This is a genomic window from Flavobacterium undicola (assembly GCF_009909155.2).
Taxonomy (GTDB): domain Bacteria; phylum Bacteroidota; class Bacteroidia; order Flavobacteriales; family Flavobacteriaceae; genus Flavobacterium; species Flavobacterium undicola.
This window is the reverse complement of the sequence record NZ_JAAAPM020000013.1, coordinates 64,509-82,998: the sequence shown is the minus strand read 5'-3', so window position 1 is coordinate 82,998 and position 18,490 is coordinate 64,509. Positions and strand designations below refer to the sequence as shown.

General features: G+C 33.2%; 18 protein-coding genes. 1 reads left to right on the top strand and 17 read right to left on the bottom strand.

What is annotated here, in order from left to right; all coding sequences use genetic code 11:
• Nucleotides 1-8: 8 nt before the first annotated feature.
• The 13 genes from GTZ96_RS09460 to GTZ96_RS09400 form a co-directional block, all read right to left on the bottom strand.
• Nucleotides 9-386 (bottom strand): VOC family protein, encoded by a 378-nt coding sequence (locus tag GTZ96_RS09460; RefSeq protein WP_161643457.1) that lies wholly within the window; start codon nt 384-386, stop codon nt 9-11.
• Nucleotides 386-832 carry a VOC family protein gene (locus GTZ96_RS09455; protein ID WP_161643455.1) on the bottom strand — a complete coding sequence of 149 codons (447 nt, stop codon included), beginning with the start codon at nt 830-832 and terminating at the stop codon, nt 386-388. The genes GTZ96_RS09460 and GTZ96_RS09455 overlap by 1 nt, the downstream gene beginning before the upstream one ends.
• A gap of 38 nt (nt 833-870) precedes the next feature.
• Nucleotides 871-1,329 carry an SRPBCC family protein gene (locus GTZ96_RS09450; RefSeq protein ID WP_161643453.1) on the bottom strand — a complete coding sequence of 153 codons (459 nt, stop codon included), beginning with the start codon at nt 1,327-1,329 and terminating at the stop codon, nt 871-873.
• A gap of 197 nt (nt 1,330-1,526) precedes the next feature.
• The gene (locus tag GTZ96_RS09445) at nt 1,527-1,907 is read right to left on the bottom strand and encodes a PH domain-containing protein (protein WP_161643451.1); all 381 of its coding nucleotides are present in this window, start codon (nt 1,905-1,907) and stop codon (nt 1,527-1,529) included.
• Between the two features lie 151 nt (nt 1,908-2,058).
• Complete coding sequence (locus GTZ96_RS09440) at nt 2,059-3,768, bottom strand: TlpA family protein disulfide reductase (protein WP_161643449.1); 1,710 nt, start codon at nt 3,766-3,768, stop codon at nt 2,059-2,061.
• A gap of 4 nt (nt 3,769-3,772) precedes the next feature.
• Nucleotides 3,773-4,381 carry a hypothetical protein gene (locus GTZ96_RS09435; RefSeq protein WP_161643447.1) on the bottom strand — a complete coding sequence of 203 codons (609 nt, stop codon included), beginning with the start codon at nt 4,379-4,381 and terminating at the stop codon, nt 3,773-3,775.
• 225 nt (nt 4,382-4,606) lie between these two features.
• Nucleotides 4,607-6,295 carry a dihydroxy-acid dehydratase gene (gene ilvD, locus GTZ96_RS09430; RefSeq protein WP_161643445.1) on the bottom strand — a complete coding sequence of 563 codons (1,689 nt, stop codon included), beginning with the start codon at nt 6,293-6,295 and terminating at the stop codon, nt 4,607-4,609.
• A gap of 112 nt (nt 6,296-6,407) precedes the next feature.
• Nucleotides 6,408-8,678, bottom strand: coding sequence for a multicopper oxidase family protein (locus GTZ96_RS09425; RefSeq protein WP_161643443.1), 2,271 nt, complete (start codon nt 8,676-8,678; stop codon nt 6,408-6,410).
• A gap of 58 nt (nt 8,679-8,736) precedes the next feature.
• A complete protein-coding gene (locus tag GTZ96_RS09420; protein WP_161643441.1) occupies nt 8,737-9,183 on the bottom strand; it encodes a DUF3347 domain-containing protein in 447 nt (148 codons plus the stop codon).
• An 11-nt stretch (nt 9,184-9,194) separates the two neighbouring features.
• Nucleotides 9,195-9,422, bottom strand: coding sequence for a heavy-metal-associated domain-containing protein (locus GTZ96_RS09415; protein ID WP_161643439.1), 228 nt, complete (start codon nt 9,420-9,422; stop codon nt 9,195-9,197).
• 101 nt (nt 9,423-9,523) lie between these two features.
• Nucleotides 9,524-11,938 (bottom strand): heavy metal translocating P-type ATPase, encoded by a 2,415-nt coding sequence (locus tag GTZ96_RS09410; RefSeq protein ID WP_161643437.1) that lies wholly within the window; start codon nt 11,936-11,938, stop codon nt 9,524-9,526.
• Between the two features lie 84 nt (nt 11,939-12,022).
• Entirely contained in the window at nt 12,023-12,586 is a 564-nt protein-coding gene (locus GTZ96_RS09405) for a helix-turn-helix domain-containing protein (protein WP_161643435.1), read from the bottom strand.
• A gap of 53 nt (nt 12,587-12,639) precedes the next feature.
• Nucleotides 12,640-13,125, bottom strand: a complete 486-nt coding sequence (locus GTZ96_RS09400) for a hypothetical protein (RefSeq protein WP_161643433.1) — start codon at nt 13,123-13,125, stop codon at nt 12,640-12,642.
• Nucleotides 13,126-13,618: 493 nt separating this feature from the next.
• On the opposite strand from GTZ96_RS09400, the gene trxB reads away from it, so the two are divergent.
• Complete coding sequence (trxB, locus tag GTZ96_RS09395; RefSeq protein WP_161643431.1) at nt 13,619-14,608, top strand: thioredoxin-disulfide reductase; 990 nt, start codon at nt 13,619-13,621, stop codon at nt 14,606-14,608.
• 122 nt (nt 14,609-14,730) lie between these two features.
• On the opposite strand, the gene GTZ96_RS09390 is transcribed toward trxB, so the two are convergent.
• From GTZ96_RS09390 to GTZ96_RS09375, 4 genes are all read right to left on the bottom strand, one after another.
• Nucleotides 14,731-15,558 carry a GIN domain-containing protein gene (locus GTZ96_RS09390; RefSeq protein WP_161643429.1) on the bottom strand — a complete coding sequence of 276 codons (828 nt, stop codon included), beginning with the start codon at nt 15,556-15,558 and terminating at the stop codon, nt 14,731-14,733.
• An 86-nt stretch (nt 15,559-15,644) separates the two neighbouring features.
• A complete protein-coding gene (locus GTZ96_RS09385; RefSeq protein ID WP_161643427.1) occupies nt 15,645-16,424 on the bottom strand; it encodes a head GIN domain-containing protein in 780 nt (259 codons plus the stop codon).
• 2 nt (nt 16,425-16,426) lie between these two features.
• Nucleotides 16,427-18,142 carry a PspC domain-containing protein gene (locus GTZ96_RS09380; RefSeq protein ID WP_161643425.1) on the bottom strand — a complete coding sequence of 572 codons (1,716 nt, stop codon included), beginning with the start codon at nt 18,140-18,142 and terminating at the stop codon, nt 16,427-16,429.
• Nucleotides 18,139-18,477, bottom strand: a complete 339-nt coding sequence (locus tag GTZ96_RS09375; protein WP_128194139.1) for a PadR family transcriptional regulator — start codon at nt 18,475-18,477, stop codon at nt 18,139-18,141. Before GTZ96_RS09375 ends, GTZ96_RS09380 begins: the two co-directional genes overlap by 4 nt.
• Nucleotides 18,478-18,490 lie beyond the last annotated feature (13 nt).

Genomic DNA, 18,490 nt, shown 5'->3' with positions numbered 1-18,490 from the left:
TATATTTCTTATGAAGCATTTTCATTTACTTCAAAGATTCCAAAAACATTGTTATCTAAGTCAATAAAATAGCCCTGATAACAACGATTAGGGATGGCAAATTTTGGCATTGCTATTTGTCCGCCGTTGCCTAGAATTTTATTGGCAGTTTCATCAAAGTTGCTCACTTGGATAGAACAAGTAAAAGCATTTGTTCCGCATTCGGTAGGAGGTGTCTTTGCGGGTCGCTGTAAAAGTCCGCCATTGATACTGTTAGTTTCAATTCGGTAATATTCTATAGAAATTTGTTCCTCTCTGATAAATGTCCATTCGAATATATTTTTATAAAATTCAATTTCTCTGTCAGGTTTTGAAGATTGAATTTCAAAATAGCCTATGGTGTTCATTACGCTAAATTATTTTTTTCCTGAAAATTAAACATCCAACGAATTCCAAATTTATCCATACAACAACCCCACAAAGCACCCCAAAATTGATCGCTCAACGGTACAATGTCTGAACCACTTTCGGCTAAAAGATTAAATAATCTTTCGGTTTCTTCTCTGGAATCGGGTTCAAGATTTATGGTTATATTGTTACCAATTGTCAATGTATGTCCCATGCTTTCTAATGCATCAGTTCCCATAATTCGTACTCCTCCCAGAATTGGTAAACAAACATGCATTACTGAATTTAAATCTTTTTCGGATAGAGCAGGCATTCCTTCCTGTGGAGGAGCGTCTTTCATATACATGATTTGACCTTCGTACTCTGTATTAAATACTGATTTGTAAAAACTGAAGGCTTCTTCAGTGTTGCCCATAAAGTTGAGGTAAATTGATACGTTTGCCATTTTGAATTTAATTTAAAGGTTTATGTTTTAGTGTTTTTTTAGATCATTTTTTTCAATTCTTCTTCAAGCCTATCGAAATTTTCTTCGTTTTTGTCGATTACAAATTTTTTGATCTTATTGCATTCTTCCGCAGTATTAAAAAGTTGTTTGAATATTACTTTTGTTTTTATAGCGTCTATTTCTTCAAATGTTACAACCACTTGAAAAAGTGGTTTTGAATGGCGTTTCCATGCAATAAGCGTTGGTTTTTCTATTTTGATAAACTCACATTCATTTGGATAATTCCCTTTGTCAGAGCCGTGCATAATAAAGCTCCATTTTCCACCTACCGTAAAATTAAATTCATTAAAAGTATTTGTAAAACCGTTAGGTCCCCACCAAATTTTTAAATGCTCAGGTTCAGACCAGGCACGATAAACAATTTCTCTGGCGTGGTTTAAAACTCTGGAAGTTACAATTTCACAGTCAGGACTTGCATTTATAATTTCTGTTGTCATCTGTTAAGTGTTTTGTTTTTGAACTGTTGTGAGTTTGTTTTCTTTAGACGGTTTTATTTCAAAAGAGTTTCTCAGTAAGTATAACTAAGTTATGAAAATTATTGTTTTTGTATGCTATTGATTGTTAAAAAAAGCCTGTCCCGAAGTGTAAAACTTTGAGACAGGCTTTTTGCTGTTTTTTGATAAATAAATTAAGCTTATTTTAGTACGTGTGTCGCTAGAACATTGTGCACATCATATACATTTACCGATTTGTTGAATTGTTTTTTGATGCTGGGAGTTTGTTCGCTTGAAATCCAAATTTTTAATTCGGCTTCTAAATCAAAAGTTCCGGCAGTTTCAATACTAAATCTCGAAATGCTTTTATAAGAAATCGATTGGTATTCGATTTTATTGCCTGTCAAGCCTTGTTTGTCAACCAGAATAAGTCTTTTGTTGGTGAAAATAAACGTATCTCTAATTAACTTAAATCCTAATTCGATTTCTTCTCCATTAATTAATAGTTTTCCGTAATCTTTTTGTAAATCTTCCTGGCTAACTGTTCCTGCGTTTCCAAGTAATGCTGAAAATAATCCCATTGTATGTTTTTTTATTTGTTATTCGTAAGACTTTTTGTTTCTGTTCTGTGGTTACTCGTTTCCAATTTATTGATTTGTGTAGAAATGATATTACATCAATCTTATCTAAATATAATAAAATATTTAAATAAGATTGTTTTTGGCTTATTTACTAATTGTATTTTTCAAGAATTCCGTTCAATAAACTATTAAAACTGTACATAGGGAAATCATCATTTATGACTTCTCCTTTTTTATCAATAACAACATAATGTGGTATGCCATTGAATTTAAATAGCTGACGTAAATAATTATAATCGTCTGAAGGTAGTCGATAAATTTTTTCTAATTCCTGTTCTTTAACAAAATTGTTATAAGGTTCAAGAGGAGATAAGCTTTCATCAGTAATAAATACAAACTCAAAATTCTCATCATCTTTATATTCCTTTCTTTTTTCTTTCATTTGTTTTATACTACCAACACAAGGTCCACAGCTTGTTGCCCAAAAGTCAATAAAAAGTATTTTTCCTTTATGGGTTTTTATAATATTTTTAAAAATTTCGGTTGCTTTGCCTTCAGGTAATTTATTCTGCGTAGCTGTCGCACTAATCTTTACATTACGATTTAAGTTATCAGTCAAAGAATTATTTTGAAAGGAGGTAATTGGATACTGTTTGTTTACAATTCTTTGGCCTTCTTCTTTTAAAAATGGATGTGTAATATCTTTTTGTAATTCGTTCCAATAGGCATGTGCATTTTCTGAATTGCTTCTTTTTATATCATAATCTATAGCTCGAATTTTTATTACTTCGTAAACAAGATTTTTTTCTAAATGAAATACATGTTTAACAACCGAATCTCTTAATTGCCACTTTTCCATAGTCACTTTTTCAGGTTTTGGCATACTAATAAATGGCTCAACATATTTTTTGGAATATGCTTTTAAAGTATTCATAAAGGTCTCACTAAATTGTTTTTGAAACTCCATAACCTCGGCAGCTGATTTAAAAACCTTAGTTTTCATGCTATTGTTTAATGTTTTGTCATTCTCAGAAATTACAATTTTTTCATCTTCTAAATATTGCTCAAAAGTTTTTTCTGCTGTAAAACTAGATGAGTTTGTTTTTGGGTAAATTGAAATAGGTTTGGCAAACTCTAATCGATTAACAAAAGTCGAAAACTCCTCTAAGGCTAAAAGACTTTGGTCGTTTAAATCCAAATTTTGTAAAAAATCAAAGTAGTTGTTTTCTACTGGTATTTTTAAAACTACATTGGTAGTATCTTGTTTGGCGTAATAATCTCTATTACTAACAAAATCGAACAAATGATTGGCGTATTCTAAATCGATGTTGTTTTTTATTAAAACTTTTGCTTTATCGTATATTGAATTGTTTTTTAGGTATGTTTCTAAATTTTCTAAGTTTTTTTTATGATCGATTGTTTCCTCTTCTTTAAATGCCTGAGGAGATAATGCTTTTCTTTTTTTGTCAAATGATTTATAATCAAATGCTTTGGGATTAAAACCAATTAAGTCTTCATTTATTTTTGCTAAAGGACCTTTAAATACTATGTTTTTGAAATTATGAAGTGAATTTCGCATTCTGTCGGCATACAAAAATTCATCCCAATCTAAAATCATGGCTAAGGTTTGTTCCGGTTCTAAATAAAATTTTATAGGTTTGTTTTTAAAACCAAAATAACTATAAGAAGGATTTGTTAAAGGAATATCAGCTTCGAAACGGCCATCAGGATGAATTTCGATAACTACGGGATAATCCTCTCTTGTAATGTCATTTCGAGGTATAATTTTTTTACAAAAAAATGCAATATAAAATGACGTATTATTTTTATATATTGTTTTGTCTAAATAATTGAAAATCAATTTTTTAGACAAAAACGTCAATGGTAGTGTACATAATCCCTGTTTTAAAACCTAATCGAGTATCGTAACCTTTGATATATCCAATCAATCTGCCAGTTGATTTGTTAAAGAATTCTTTTGAATCTAAATTGGCTAATGGTTTGTTAGTTGCCTTTTTGAGCTCATTATCAATCCATTTTGAAACATGTTCAGGTATTTCTTGAGATTTCTTGTTTTTTACAGCTCCTTTTACCAATGAAATTCCAAAGATGGTGTTATTGTAGTCAATTTTTTTCACCTCTTCGCTTATAGGTGGAAATATCAATACTATTGTTTTTTCTCCTGATTCAGGCATCCATATTTTATCACCAAATTTGGCACCTTCTATATCTACAACATTTAGTTTTATATTGTTATCCAATTGAATAAATACATCTTTTTCAAACATTACCCACCAATTTGGTATGAATTTATTATGGATATGTATTCTTGTTGCGTCTTTATTTAGTTCAATTTTTGAAATATGTGTTATTCCGCTATTACTAACTTCGAATGCCGGATTTTCAATAATCCGCTGTGCAAATGCCCTTGAGCCTAGTAATACTAAAAGGATAATAATCGTGGTTTTTTTCATGATGGTTGGTTTAATGGTAGATTTCAAATATATAAATAAAAAGCTACAATTAAACAGGGGTTGCCTTAATTTATTAAATATTTTCTTGCTTGTGGTTTTTTTGAATTGGCATTTATAATTTGAAACTTTAAAGCATAAAAAAACCTCGTTTTATCTCAAACTTAAATTGAGAAAAACGAGGTTTATTATTTTAAAAGAATTTAACCCTTTTAATTTATTCAGATATTATAAATCATATTTCAAGATAGCACCATTACTGGCATTGGTTACTAATGAACGGTATTGTCCTAACCATTTTGAGTTTAGTTCTTTTTTAAGAGGAACAAATTCGGCTTTTCTTTTTGCAATTTCTTCATCAGTTAAATCTACTGATAAGATGTATTGGTCTACATCAATATGGATTTTGTCTCCATCTTTCAGTAATCCAATCATTCCGCCTTCGGCAGCTTCCGGAGATACGTGACCAATAGACGCTCCTCTGGTTGCACCACTAAAACGACCATCAGTAATTAATGCAACTGAATTTCCAAGTCCCATTCCCATGATTAATGAAGTTGGTGCCAACATTTCCTGCATTCCCGGACCTCCTTTTGGACCTTCATAACGAATAACAACTACATTACCCGCTTTTACTTTCCCACCCAAAATTCCTTCGATAGCTTCCGGTTGCCCGTCAAAACAAACTGCCTTACCAGTGAAAACTCTGTCTCCGGTAATACCAGCCGTTTTAATAACAGCACCTTGTTCGGCTAAATTACCATACAAAACAGCCAAACCACCTACTTGAGAATATGGATTGTCTATAGTGTGGATAATATTAGTGTCTTTGATATAGGCATCTTTGATTTTTTCTAATATGGTTTCTCCTGTAATGGTAAGATTGTCTAACAAAATATCATCACCTCTTTTTGTCATTTCTTTCATCACCGCATTTACACCACCGGCAGTATTGATGTCTTCCATGTGAACGGTTGATAAACTTGGAGAAATTTTAGCAATATGAGAAACTCTTTTTGAGATTTTATTGATGTCTTCTAAGTTAAAATTAACATCTGCTTCTTTAGCAATAGCAAGCATGTGCAACACGGTATTCGAACTTCCACCCATTGCCATATCTACTGCAAAAGCATTTCTTACTGCATTTTCGTTAAGGATATTTCTCAGTTTGAATTTTTCCGTTTGTGCGCTGTCTTTTGCAATTTCGCAGATTCTTTTTGCAGCTTGTCTGTATAATTCTTCACGCTCTTTAGTTAATGCTAGAATAGTTCCGTTTCCAGGAAGAGCAATTCCCATAGCTTCCATTAAGGTATTCATGGAGTTTGCTGTAAACATTCCAGAACAACTTCCTCCACTAGGACAGGCATTACACTCAATGTCTTTTAATTCTTCATCGGTCATTTCACCCGCTTCGTGTTTTCCAACTGCTTCAAAAGCCGTTGCAAGGTCAATAGGCACGCCATCTTTAGTATGTCCTTTTTTCATTGGTCCACCACTTACAAAAATAGTAGGAACATCAACTCTTAAGGCTCCCATGATCATTCCGGGAACAATTTTATCACAGTTAGGAATTGCAATCATAGCATCTAACTTATGTGCATTCATTACAGTTTCGATAGAGTTTGCAATAATTTCTCTTGAAGGCAAAGAAAAAAGCATTCCATCATGACCCATTGCAATACCATCATCTACACCAATTGTATTGAATTCAAAAGGGACACAACCATTGGCTTTAATTTCTTCTTTGATTACTCTTGATACTCTGTCCAAGAAAAAGTGTCCAGGAATAATTTCGATGTAAGAATTGGCAACTCCAATAAATGGTTTTTCGAAATCTTCATCAACTAATCCTGTTGCTCTAAACAATGATCTATGCGGGGTTCTTTGATGTCCTTTTTTTACTTCATCACTTCTCATGCTATGTCTTTTTGTATAATTAATTTTTTGCGCGCAAAGATAGGTATTCTTATACTTTATTAAAAAAACTATCTTAGATTATATAGGATAAGAAATAGCATCTTTATTCATTTTAATAATTTATTGATAATCCTGTGCCAAAGCCCATATCACTGTCATAATGGGTACGAATACCGATGTTTTTATTAATGATATAGCGCAAATCCAACATGTATTCTTTATCGGTATTTACCATAAAACCGGCTCTTAATCTTTTAGAAATAGGAATGTCTTCACGCATTAAGGATAAGCGTATAATTCCGTCCTGATAAATTTCTGTTTGAAAATTAACTAACATCGGAAGTGTGTACATAACTCCCAGGCTTAAAGCACTTCGATTGTCTTTTTTGTTGACTTTTTGAAATAAATTAGTCTCTTGCTCGTCGATTCCCATTTTGCGGTAACGCCAGTCAAAACCTATGAAAGGCATTAACCACTGCATTTTTCCAATGTATCTTCCCAGATGGGTTTCTACTTCATAACCGTGCATTTTGTTGTAACCCAAACGCCATTCGGTGCCTAAACTCCATCTCGATTTTTGGAGCATTGCTTCTCCGTCGATACCATTGTTTGCAAAATCGCTTGTAGCCATCAAGTGAGGCATATCACTTTCTTTTTGAAGCATTTTATAGGCTTCTTTTTTATTCGGTAATAGTGGGTTTTTGTAATCGCCTACTTCAAATACTCTATTCATTCCGGCCATCATGTGATACAAAATGTGACAATGAAAAAACCAATCGCCTTCTTCATTGGCTAGAAATTCAATAGTGTCTGTTTCCATTGGCATAATGTCCAATACATTTTTGAGCGGTGCATTTTCTCCATGACCATTTAAAAGTCGGAAATCAAAACCATGCAAATGGATAGGATGCCGCATCATTGAGTTGTTGTAGAGCGTAATGCGGAGTACTTCGCCTTTTTTTACAGGAATCTTATCGGTCTCAGAAAGTATTTTATTATCCATACTCCAAACATACCGATTCATATTTCCCGTAAGGGTAAATTTCAATTCTTTTACCGTAGCCGATTGTGGTAGACTGGTCTTTTGAGGAGATTGAAGCATAGCATAGTTTAATGTCACACTTTTCTCTAAGGTATTTGCATTGTGATGGTTAGGGTTATCGTCCGATTCTTCAGCTTGTGTTTTCTTTTTTTGTCTGGCCGTTTCCCCAGTTATTTCGGGATACATTACCATATTCATATCCATTTTATTGAGACTCATATTCATCCCCATATCATCAAGATCTCCGTTCATTTTCATCATGTCATTCATCATCTTCATTCCTTCAAAATATTTCAGACGAGGCAAAGCTCCAATGGACTCTTTAATTCCGTTTCCTATAAAATAACTGGCTGAGTTGGTACGGTCTTCGGTTGTGGCGATAAATTCATAGGATTTTCCATTTTCAGGGATACTTACAACAACATCATAAGTTTCTGAAACCGCAATAAGCAATCGGTCAACTTCAACGGGTATTACATCATTTCCATCATTGGCAACTACAGTTATTTTTCCACCGGCATAGCGAAGCCAGAAATAAGAAGAAGCGCCTCCATTAGCAATTCGCAACCTCACTTTATCACCAGCTTTAAGCGTTTTTCCGTTGATGGTTTTTAAAGTAGTTTCGGGATTGCCATTCATCAATATTTTTTCGTAATACACATCACTCACGTCCATGGCTAACATTCGTTTCCATTCGTTGGTGAGTTTTGTTTTAAAATGTCCTTCTCTGATGGCTTCGGCATAACTTTGTGTAGCTCCTTTTTTAATGGCAGCCCAGTCATTGGCATTGCGCAACATTCTCTGAATATTATCAGGTTTTAGATTTGTCCATTCGCTTAGAATTATTGGAATAGATGGTAAATCGTCAATGCCTTTTCGAAAAGTTTTATCATTAGCTTTTTTCAACATTATAAAATTTCCATACATGCCAATTTGCTCTTGAAATCCGGAATGGGAATGGTACCAATGTGTTCCGTTTTGGATAATAGGGAAGCGGTAGGTATGTGTTTCTCCGGGTTTAATAGGCATTTGAGTAAGATAAGGAACTCCGTCTTCTTTATTTGGTAAAAATACCCCGTGCCAATGCAAGGAGGTATTTTCTTTTAGTTGGTTATGGACAACAATTTCGGCAGTATCTCCTTCGGTAAAAGTAAGAGTAGGCATGGGAATTTGTCCATTTACAGCAATAGCTTTTTTGTTTTTTCCAGCGTAGTTTACTATGGTGTCTTTTACATTCAGCTCATAACGAACTACTTTTTGAGAAAAAGCCGATTGTGTTATAAACAACGTTAAAAAAGTTAGTAGGAGAAACTTTTGCTTTAAAAAAGAAGGAGTATTCATGATCTTGTTTTATTTAAAAGGAGAAAAAAGCGTAGCTGAGGCACTACGCTTTTAGAAATCATTGTTGTTTTGTTTCTACAACTGAACCACAGCTCAGCATAGCCGCACCGTAATAGGGATTTTCTATTTCTTTTTCAGTACTTAACCAATAGGCTTTTTTCATAGGACAGTATTGATAATAAACCGTTTTGTTGGTTTTTTTAGCGTTTTTAACGATTTCCCATACTCTGGTTGATACTTCATTAAAGACGGCTCTTTGTTTTTCAATGCCAGTTGCTTTACTCATTTTTTCAGTAGATTTCAGCAATGTTTCTTTCTGTTTAAAATTGCCGTCCTCTTTAATACCTTGGTATAATGATTTGATTGCCTGGCTGGCCATTTTAGTATCGCTGTTTACCAAGGCGTTTTTTACACTGATGTAATTATTCAAAAGTGTATTTGTATTTTGAGCAAATACTGAATATCCAAACAGTAACATTGCTAATAGTGATAAGTTCTTTTTCATGGTTTTTGAATTTAAGAGTTTAAAGGTTCAATTTTAAAACCTGCTTTTTGGACTGTTTCTATAATTTGTTGTTCGTTAATTTCTGTTGTTTCCACAGTCAGAATTTTGTCTTTGTTGGTGGTGTCTACTTCCCAATGGCATACGCCTTCGGTTTCATTTAGAAAAGGAGTTACTGTTGCTATACAACCGCCACAATTAATGTTCGTTTTGAATTGAAGTGTTTTATGTTTGTTTTCCATTGGGTTTAAAAATTAAATGTGATTTACTTATACAAAGTTGGATAAATTAGCGTTCGTGTTTATTGCGCTATTTCCTATTTTATTTGTGACATTTACGGTTTTTATTTTTTCCATTTCAACCTTAAGCTGTTGCTTACAACGCTTACGCTACTCATTGCCATTGCTGCTCCGGCAAGCATCGGATTGAGTAAAAATCCGTTTATGGGATAGAGAATTCCTGCGGCGATTGGGATTCCAATACAATTGTAAATAAATGCCCAAAAAAGGTTTTGCTTAATAGTGGCCACAGTTTGTTTAGACAATTTGATGGCCTGCGGTATTTTGATAAGGTCTGATGAAATTAGTGTCATTTTAGCAACGTCCATCGCAATATCGCTTCCTTTTCCCATTGCAATACTTACATCGGCGGTTGCCAGAGCGGTGCTATCATTAATACCGTCGCCTACCATGGCTACTATCTTTCCTTTGCTTTGTAATTCTTTTATAAAATCGGCTTTGTATTGAGGTAATACTTCTGCTTTATAATGCTGAATGCCTGTTTGGGCTGCAATTGCTTTGGCTGTAGCCTCATTATCACCGGTAAGCATATAGATTTCAATATCCATTTCTTTTAATCTTTGGATAGCGATAACCGATGTTTCTTTTATCTTGTCTGAAATAGCAATTACAGCTACTACTTCGCGACTATTGGCAAACCAAATTACTGTTTGGGACTCATTACTCCATGTATTGGCTTGTTGTTGTAATTCGTCAGCCATAGCAATGTTGTTGTCTGTCATTAGTTTTTTATTCCCTACAAAATAAGTTTCGTTAGCATAGGTTGCTTTGGCTCCTTTACCTGTAATACTTTCAAAAGAAAGAATTGAAATGCTTTGTTCTTCAGTAAAATAATTCACAACAGCTTCTGCTAATGGATGTTCCGATTGTTTTTCGATACTTAATAAAATTTGTTTGCTTGTAGTATCTTCTTTCAGCCATTTTATGTTGGTTACTTTGGGTTTACCTTCGGTAATAGTTCCTGTTTTGTCTAAAACGATGGCATTAATTTTTTTAGCGAGTTCGAGACTTTCGGCATCTTTAATCAAAATTCCTTGTTCGGCTGCTTTACCTACACCTACCATAATAGCAGTAGGAGTGGCTAATCCCAAAGCACAGGGACAGGCAATGACTAATACCGTCACTGCGGCTAAAAGGCCATGAACTATGCCGTTATCGCCACCAAATATTAGCCAGATTATAAAAGTGAGAATTGCAATTCCTATTACAACCGGAACAAAAACTCCGGCTATTTTATCGACTAATTTTTGCACAGGAGCTTTACTTCCCTGGGCATCTTGTACCATTTTGATGATTTGAGCCAGCATGGTTTCTTTGCCTACTTTTAGGGCTTTAAATTGGAAGCTCCCTTTTTGATTGATGGTCCCTGCAAAGACTTTTTCGTTTATAGTTTTCAAGACAGGAATGGGTTCGCCGCTTAACATACTTTCATCTACATAAGAATTGCCCGAGAGTACTATTCCGTCAACGGCTATTTTCTCACCCGGTTTTACCAGAATTGTATCCCCTGTATTGACTTCTTCTATGGCTATTTCCTTTTGCTGTCCATCAGGCAAGATTAAAACGACTGTTTTGGGTTGTAATCCCATTAGTTTTTTAATAGCCGATGAGGTGTTGCCCTTGGCTTTTTCTTCCAATAATTTCCCCAAAAGAATAAAAGCAATTACTACCGAAGCAGCTTCAAAATACACATGAGCGTGTAAGCCTCTTTTGTGCCAAAAATCAGGGAAAAACATATTGAAAACACTAAAAATATAAGCAATACCAGTGCTCAGTGCCACTAAGGTATCCATGTTAGCTGAGCGGTGTTTTGTTTGTTTCCAGGCGTTGATGAAAAAATCTTTTCCAAACCAAAGTACGACTGGAGTTGCAAACAACCACATGATTTCATTGGCATAAGGCATATTCATGGCAAACATTCCAATTACAACCACAGGGAGAGATAGTATAGTAGCCCATAGCGTTTTTTGTTTTAGCAAATAGAATTTTTCCTCGTGAATGGCTTCGAGCGTTTCCTGCTGTGTTGATTCGCTTTCTATCAATAAATCATAACCTATGGATTGCACTGCTTTTTGTAAAGCTAAAGGATTAGTCATGTTAGGCAGGTATTCTACCGATAGGGTTGCAGTGGCAAAATTGACGTTGGCATTTACAACACCGTCAATTGGTTTTACAATACTTTCGGCACTAACAGCACAGGAAACGCAAGACATATTGAGTACAGGGAAGGTTTTTTTAACTGTGGTTACTCCATAGCCCAAATCTTTGATGGCTTTTATGGCTTGGGAAACCACATCATTATTGCTAACAGTAATGACCGCTCTGTTGTTATTGAGTTCTACCTTATGGCTTTCAACACCTTTAATTTGTGCAATACCTTTGTCTACTATTAGTGCGCAATGTTCGCTTTCTACGTTTTCTAAGGGTAGATATAGTGTTGGTTTCGAATTTGTTGCCATGATGTCTAATTTAAATTATACATACAAAGTTGGCAATAAAATCAAAAAGGGCTATTGTGGAATTTTGGGATTGATTTGTAAGATTTACAATTGATCCAAAGGTTTTCTTTTGTCTTCCTTGATTTGTTTGAAATGACTAGGAGTAAGTCCGGTTACTTTTTTGAATTGGTTACTTAAATAAGCAACACTCGAATAATTAAGTTGAAATGCAATTTCGCTTAAAGACAATTCATTGTAGACTAATAATTCTTTTACCCGTTCTATTTTTTGAGTAATAAAATATTTTTCGATAGTAGTTCCTTCAATTTCCGAAAACAGATTGGATAAATAATTGTAATCGTGATGCAGTTCGCTGCTGAGTACTTCAGACAGATTGTTTTTTAGTTCGTTATCCTGATGATGTACGAGCTTGATAATCGTGTTTTTTATTTTTTCAATAATCTGGCTCTTTTTGTCGTCAATGAGTTCGAATCCTAATGGAGACAAGGCTTTATCGATTGCTTTTTTTTGCTCTTCGGATAATTCATTTTCGAATAGTACTTCTCCTAATTGAATATGCTTAACAGCTAAATTTAATTTATCTATCTCATTTTGAACCACCATAATACAGCGGTTGCAAACCATATTTTTAATAAAGAGTTTATTCATTTTTTGAAGTTTTTTATGCTATCTAATATTACTGCTGTTAGTGACTACTTTGTTTATTCCTCAAAACTATATTCCTCTCCAGATTCATTATTACATTTTCTAAATATAGTTCTCGGAATTCCGTATTTAAAATTAATTTTTGTTTCAATATTCTTGTCGCAATCGGTATCAATATTTTTAAATATAAGATAACCATTTTTGACTTTCGTTGGTAATTCATTTATCATTGTGATGTAGTAGTTTCCCAAATACTGATTTTTTTGATTAAATATCAATATTCTGTTCGTTGCTCGCTTTGACAATCCCCATATCCATATTGAATTCATTATTTTATAAACTTTTCCTTTTTCTGTTTTTACTGTTCCTAAATATTTTAATCTAGTTTCACTTGTGACTTCTTCATTCCATTTACCAAACGTAAATTCTTTCCCTATAATATCTTTCTTTAACACTTCAACTCTATAGTCACGATTATCATTTTGTCCAAATATGACACTTGATATAATGAATAAAAGTATTATAGTAATGTTGAGTTTCATTTGAAATTCTTTTTTTTTGCAAAGTTGCCGCTAACCCCAGCTCGTCTAAAAACCTTAGAACTGCGTTTCTTTTGATTAATTGAATCGTAAATATAATTGATTTAGCTTACAGTCTTATCTTGATTTATATATTAAAAAAATTATTTTATGATTTTAAAATGGCTTTTTTAAGCTTGCTGTTTTTTGTAATCCAAAATCTAAATTCGAAACAAATCATTGAAAATCATTGTTTTAATGGTTTTTTATTTGAATTGAACCCAACGGCTTAAAATTAGCCACAGATTTCATAGATTTTTACAGATTTCTTTATGGTCATTCATAAAATATGTGTAAATATGTGAAATTAGCTGTAAAAAAAGACTTGGTAAACATTAAAGGATAATCATGTTTTTATTTGTCTATGTTAGGATAATAAAAACTGATTATTCTAGTCTGATTTTCCAATAATAAAAACTTACTTTTGTGCTGTTTTTAAAATTAAACCTTAATTATTATGTCTGATACGATTGAAAAAATAAAATGTCTTATTATCGGTTCTGGTCCTGCGGGTTATACTGCGGCAATTTATGCGGCCAGAGCTAATATGCATCCAATTTTATACCAAGGAATGCAACCAGGTGGTCAATTGACTACAACTAATGAAGTGGAGAATTTCCCTGGATATGTTGACGGAGTTACAGGGCCTGAAATGATGGTGCAGTTGCAAAAACAAGCGGAACGTTTTGGAGCTGATATCCGTGATGGATGGGCTACTAAAGTTGATTTTTCAGGAGATATTCATAAAGTTTGGATTAATGATACTATCGAATTACACTGTGAAACGGTAATTATTTCTACAGGAGCTTCGGCTAAATATTTAGGATTACCATCTGAACAACATTATTTGCAAATGGGTGGTGGAGTTTCTGCTTGTGCAGTTTGTGATGGGTTTTTCTATAGAAATCAAGAAGTGGTAATTGTTGGGGCAGGAGATTCAGCTTGTGAGGAAGCTCATTACTTATCAAAACTTTGTAAAAAAGTAACCATGTTAGTAAGAAGTGAGAAATTCAGAGCTTCAAAAATCATGGAAGAACGTGTTCGTAGAACTGAAAATATCGAAATTTTATTAAACCACGACACAGTTGAAGTTATAGGAGATGGTCAAGTAGTGGAAGCTATCAAAGTATTGAACAAAACTACAAATGAAACCTACGATATTCAGGCAACAGGTTTCTTTGTGGCTATTGGTCATAAACCAAATACAGATATTTTCAAAGATTATTTAACATTAGATGAAACAGGATATATTATCAATACTCCGGGGACTTCAAAAACTAATGTTGATGGGGTTTTTGTAGCGGGAGATGCTGCTGATCATGTGTACCGTCAGGCAGTTACTGCTGCGGGTACAGGTTGTATGGCTGCGCTTGATGCTGAAAGATATTTGGCTGGAAAAGAATTAGTGGAAAATGTATTTAACGATTTCGATTCAAGTAAATCTTAAATTCATCACTAATTTTATTTTTTGATGATTCAAAGGGCGTAAAAACCTTAATGCTAATAAAAAGAGGCTGTTTCCATGGTGTGAAACAGCCTCTTTTTTGATTTAGTAATTTGGCTAAATATTTATTTTTTAGACAATTTGGCTTTATCCATAAATTTATTCATCTCGATTTTGGCTTCACCATAAAGTTCGATTTCTGATTTTTCGCTGGCATTAATAATGATGTCTGTTTTTGCATTTATAATAGCCTTACTTTGTCCTTCGGCAATTAATTCGATGCCGTTTATTTCTAATTTAAGGGCTTCAAGAACAGCATTGTTTTCTAATCGAATGATAGAAGTATTCGCTGTTCCTTCAATTTTAGCCTTTGCTTTTTGATACATATCTATGGCTAAATCAGTTGTTGTAACTAAAGATTTTAATTCGGCATCTTTAATTAACTCGATTTTTGTTTTTTCGCTGGTTACATTCAATTCAATTTTTGAATTGCCATCAGCTTGTAAAACAAAATTCTTTGTATTGGCATTCATAAATATTTTAGAATTGTCAAAAGTTTTAAGGGTAAGATTGTCTGTAAGGATTTCTTGAATAGCTTTAACCACTGCGTCATTTTTTGCTGTAACAGTATTCAGTTCTGACGTATAAGTTATTTTTACTTTTAAAGATTTGCTTTTTATTACTTTTTTTGAAGTCGAAAGATGTAATGTGTTGTCAGTAACATCAATATCAATAACATCAATTAAATTGTCATCGGCTTCTATTTTAATTTCGGGATATTCTCCTCTTTCTAACGAAACTTCTATGTTGTCTTCGATCTCAATAGTACTAAAATTTTTTATGTTTTTTTGTTTATTGATTATTGTTTTTGAACCGCTTATTTTTTCTTTTTTCTGAGCTAAAACAATTGAAGTAGATAAAAATATTAAAAGAAGGATAGTAATTTTTTGCATGTTCATTTACATTTAGGTTGTTTACAAATATAAAGAAATCGCCTATTTGTAATAGACGATTTCTAGTTTTTTAACGAGAATTTTTGTTATTCCTGGCTGATATCTCCTCCGGAACTTGTTGATTTTTCAATTTGTTTCGGATTGTTGTTGTATTCAATTTTTCCTCCGCTACTGGCGTCAGCTTTTAGACTGACAATAGGATGGATGCTTATTTCTGATCCACTGGAAGATTGTGCTGTAATGGTGTTTACCAGTAAATCTTCGGCCTCTATTTTACTTGCGCTTGATGCGTTTGCCTGTAAATCGAGCGCCATTCCTTCGAGGTCAATTTTACTGGCACTGCTCGATTCGGCGTCTATTTTTTCGAATTCTAACTTAAGTTTTATTTCACTTGCGCTCGATGATCTTAATGTAATTGTATTTCCTTTTAAAATTCCTTTGTTTTCTATTTTTGATGCAGAATTTGCTTCTAATCCTTTTATTGAAGGTAATTTAATGATGATTTTTTTAGTAGCTGCATCATGAATTTTAGTGCGTTTGTATCCAAATATTGAAAATGTGGTTTTGCTTGTATTGTTTGAAATATACAAAGTACCATTTTCTACTTTTGTCTTTATTTGGTTTTGAAAATTTTCGTTGGTAATTACCGTAACTTCAGTGTTGTTAGACTGCTCAATAATTACATTTATATCACTATTTACATTGATTTTATCGAAATCTTCATCAAAGTGTCTGGATTCACGGCTTATATTTCCTGAAGATTCTACCGTTCTTACGATTTCATTTCTTTCATAATTGATACACGAAGTAAACAACAATATTACAAAAGAGAACAAAATAGATGTCTTGAATTTAGTTTTTTGCATAACTAATTGGTTTTAATAATGATACCATCTTTATCCACTTTTAACTTCGAAAGACTATTTACACTGTCATTAGCTGTTGTAATTCCAGCTTTATTGTTGGTTACCGAAGGATCACCAACTGGTGCGTTTTGTACTGGAGTTTCGGTGTAATCATCAGAACAATTCAAACAGAATGTTTCCGAATAACCAACTTTATACAGAGGTTGATTAATATCATAATCTAAATTAAAAAAGTCATCGTCAGATCGATCGTAATCACGAACACTATCATCCACTTTAAAAAGCGTTCCTTCGGTTAGAAATAAGGTAATTTCTACTTCTTGATTTCTAAATTTATTTTTTAAATCAGTTAATAAATAATTGTCGAAAACTAGTTGGCTTCCAATTATTTTATATTCATAACGAATCTGTTCTGCTTTTTGTCTGGCTTCCGAAAAAGATTTTCCTTTAGCTTCTTTTTCGATTTGGATATAAGAATAATTTTCATTCGATTTTTTTATTCGAAAACGCACCTCGTTTGAATAAATAATATCATTATTAGTTGAATCGGTTGTGATTTTAAATTCCGAACGGTCATGAATATCTTTCGAAAAATAATCATTGTGTATGAATTTAATAAGCAAAGTGTCTTTTACAGGAATGTTTAAGGTTTCTTTTTTAACTGCTCTACCATCCATTGCAAAGGCTGAAGCCTGTTTGATTCCTAAAAATGTCACTAGTGCAATAGAAATAATCCAAAGCGCTAATAAAGTATATTTGGCAATAGGACCAATTGATTTGGTATTGGGAGCCAATAGTTTAAATCCTAATAAAGTTAGAAAAAAGAAAGGGATTCCAACGGCAAAAAACATTAATAAGCCAAATGCCCAGATAGGATAATCGGTGAAATTACCTGTTTCTATAAATCCTTGCCAAGGAAAATCAATGAAGGTGTTAGTTCCTAAGGTAAAAACACCAATTAATAAAAACACTAATGTGGTTAAACCGGTAATTATTAATAAGATTCCAAGAAACTTAGCTATTATTTTGAAAACGCTTATGATAAAATTTCCTAATGAATTCCCTGCTTTGTTAGCGCTTTTTTTTATTTGATTGCCATATTTATCATAATCAACATTTTTTATTTTTTCAGAAACATTTTCAAATTCTTCTCTAACTTTTTTTTCGATATTCGAAATGTTAACCGCTTCGCCTGTCATTTCCAGTTTTTCAGAAGTAGTTTGGGCTTCTGGAGTTACAATCCAAAGAATGATATAAGCAAATATTCCTGTTCCAAATCCAAAAAATACGAAGAGTACTAATATCACTCTAATCCATACGATATCAATTCCAAAATAATGGCTTAATCCTGCTGCCACACCGCCAATCATTCCTTTTTCGCTATCGCGGTATAGTTTTTTTGATTTTGTTGAAGGATTAAATTGGTATTGATTTTCGAAATTCTTCGGTTCGTCTTCTATAATGTAATCTTCAGGTTGTCCCATTATGGCAATAACTTCGTCTACATCTTTTAAACCCACTACGTGTTTTTCGCTTTTTTGCTTTTCGTTCAACAATTCAGCAATTCTCATTTCGATGTCTTTAATAACCTCGTCTTGACCGGAAGAATTTTTAAGAGAACGTTTTATGGCGTCAAAATAGCGTGATAATTTTTGGTATGCGTCTTCGTCTATATGAAAAAACATACCGCCTAGGTTTATGTTTACAGTTTTGTTCATGACTCTGTTTTTTGGTTTGTGATTAAATTTACAGCATTAGACAATTCAGTCCAAGTGCCATTCAGTTCGTTTAAGAAAGTTTGTCCGGTTTCGGTTAGGCCATAATATTTTCTTGGTGGTCCCGAAGTTGATTCCTCCCAACGATAGGTTAATAATCCGTCGTTTTTTAGTCGGGTTAGTAAAGGATAAATGGTGCCTTCGACGACTAATAATTTTGCGTTTTTTAATGTCTCTAATATTTCGGATGTATAGGCATCTTTTTCTTTTAAAACCGATAAGATGCAAAACTCGAGAACACCTTTACGCATCTGGGCTTTTGTGTTTTCAATGTTCATGATTTGTCATTTT

Excerpts from the sequence above, each read along its gene's own strand:
- GTZ96_RS09385 (WP_161643427.1), bottom strand. The coding sequence starts at position 16,424 with ATGCAAAAAACTAAATTCAAGACATCTATTTTGTTCTCTTTTGTAATA.
- GTZ96_RS09455 (WP_161643455.1), bottom strand. The coding sequence starts at position 832 with ATGGCAAACGTATCAATTTACCTCAACTTTATGGGCAACACTGAAGAA.
- GTZ96_RS09445 (WP_161643451.1), bottom strand. The coding sequence starts at position 1,907 with ATGGGATTATTTTCAGCATTACTTGGAAACGCAGGAACAGTTAGCCAG.
- ilvD (WP_161643445.1), bottom strand. The coding sequence starts at position 6,295 with ATGAGAAGTGATGAAGTAAAAAAAGGACATCAAAGAACCCCGCATAGA.
- GTZ96_RS09410 (WP_161643437.1), bottom strand. The coding sequence starts at position 11,938 with ATGGCAACAAATTCGAAACCAACACTATATCTACCCTTAGAAAACGTA.
- GTZ96_RS09450 (WP_161643453.1), bottom strand. The coding sequence starts at position 1,329 with ATGACAACAGAAATTATAAATGCAAGTCCTGACTGTGAAATTGTAACT.
- GTZ96_RS09380 (WP_161643425.1), bottom strand. The coding sequence starts at position 18,142 with ATGAACAAAACTGTAAACATAAACCTAGGCGGTATGTTTTTTCATATA.
- GTZ96_RS09390 (WP_161643429.1), bottom strand. The coding sequence starts at position 15,558 with ATGCAAAAAATTACTATCCTTCTTTTAATATTTTTATCTACTTCAATT.
- GTZ96_RS09435 (WP_161643447.1), bottom strand. The coding sequence starts at position 4,381 with ATGAAAAAAACCACGATTATTATCCTTTTAGTATTACTAGGCTCAAGG.
- GTZ96_RS09415 (WP_161643439.1), bottom strand. The coding sequence starts at position 9,422 with ATGGAAAACAAACATAAAACACTTCAATTCAAAACGAACATTAATTGT.
- GTZ96_RS09400 (WP_161643433.1), bottom strand. The coding sequence starts at position 13,125 with ATGAAACTCAACATTACTATAATACTTTTATTCATTATATCAAGTGTC.
- trxB (WP_161643431.1), top strand. The coding sequence starts at position 13,619 with ATGTCTGATACGATTGAAAAAATAAAATGTCTTATTATCGGTTCTGGT.
- GTZ96_RS09405 (WP_161643435.1), bottom strand. The coding sequence starts at position 12,586 with ATGAATAAACTCTTTATTAAAAATATGGTTTGCAACCGCTGTATTATG.
- GTZ96_RS09425 (WP_161643443.1), bottom strand. The coding sequence starts at position 8,678 with ATGAATACTCCTTCTTTTTTAAAGCAAAAGTTTCTCCTACTAACTTTT.
- GTZ96_RS09375 (WP_128194139.1), bottom strand. The coding sequence starts at position 18,477 with ATGAACATTGAAAACACAAAAGCCCAGATGCGTAAAGGTGTTCTCGAG.
- GTZ96_RS09420 (WP_161643441.1), bottom strand. The coding sequence starts at position 9,183 with ATGAAAAAGAACTTATCACTATTAGCAATGTTACTGTTTGGATATTCA.
- GTZ96_RS09460 (WP_161643457.1), bottom strand. The coding sequence starts at position 386 with ATGAACACCATAGGCTATTTTGAAATTCAATCTTCAAAACCTGACAGA.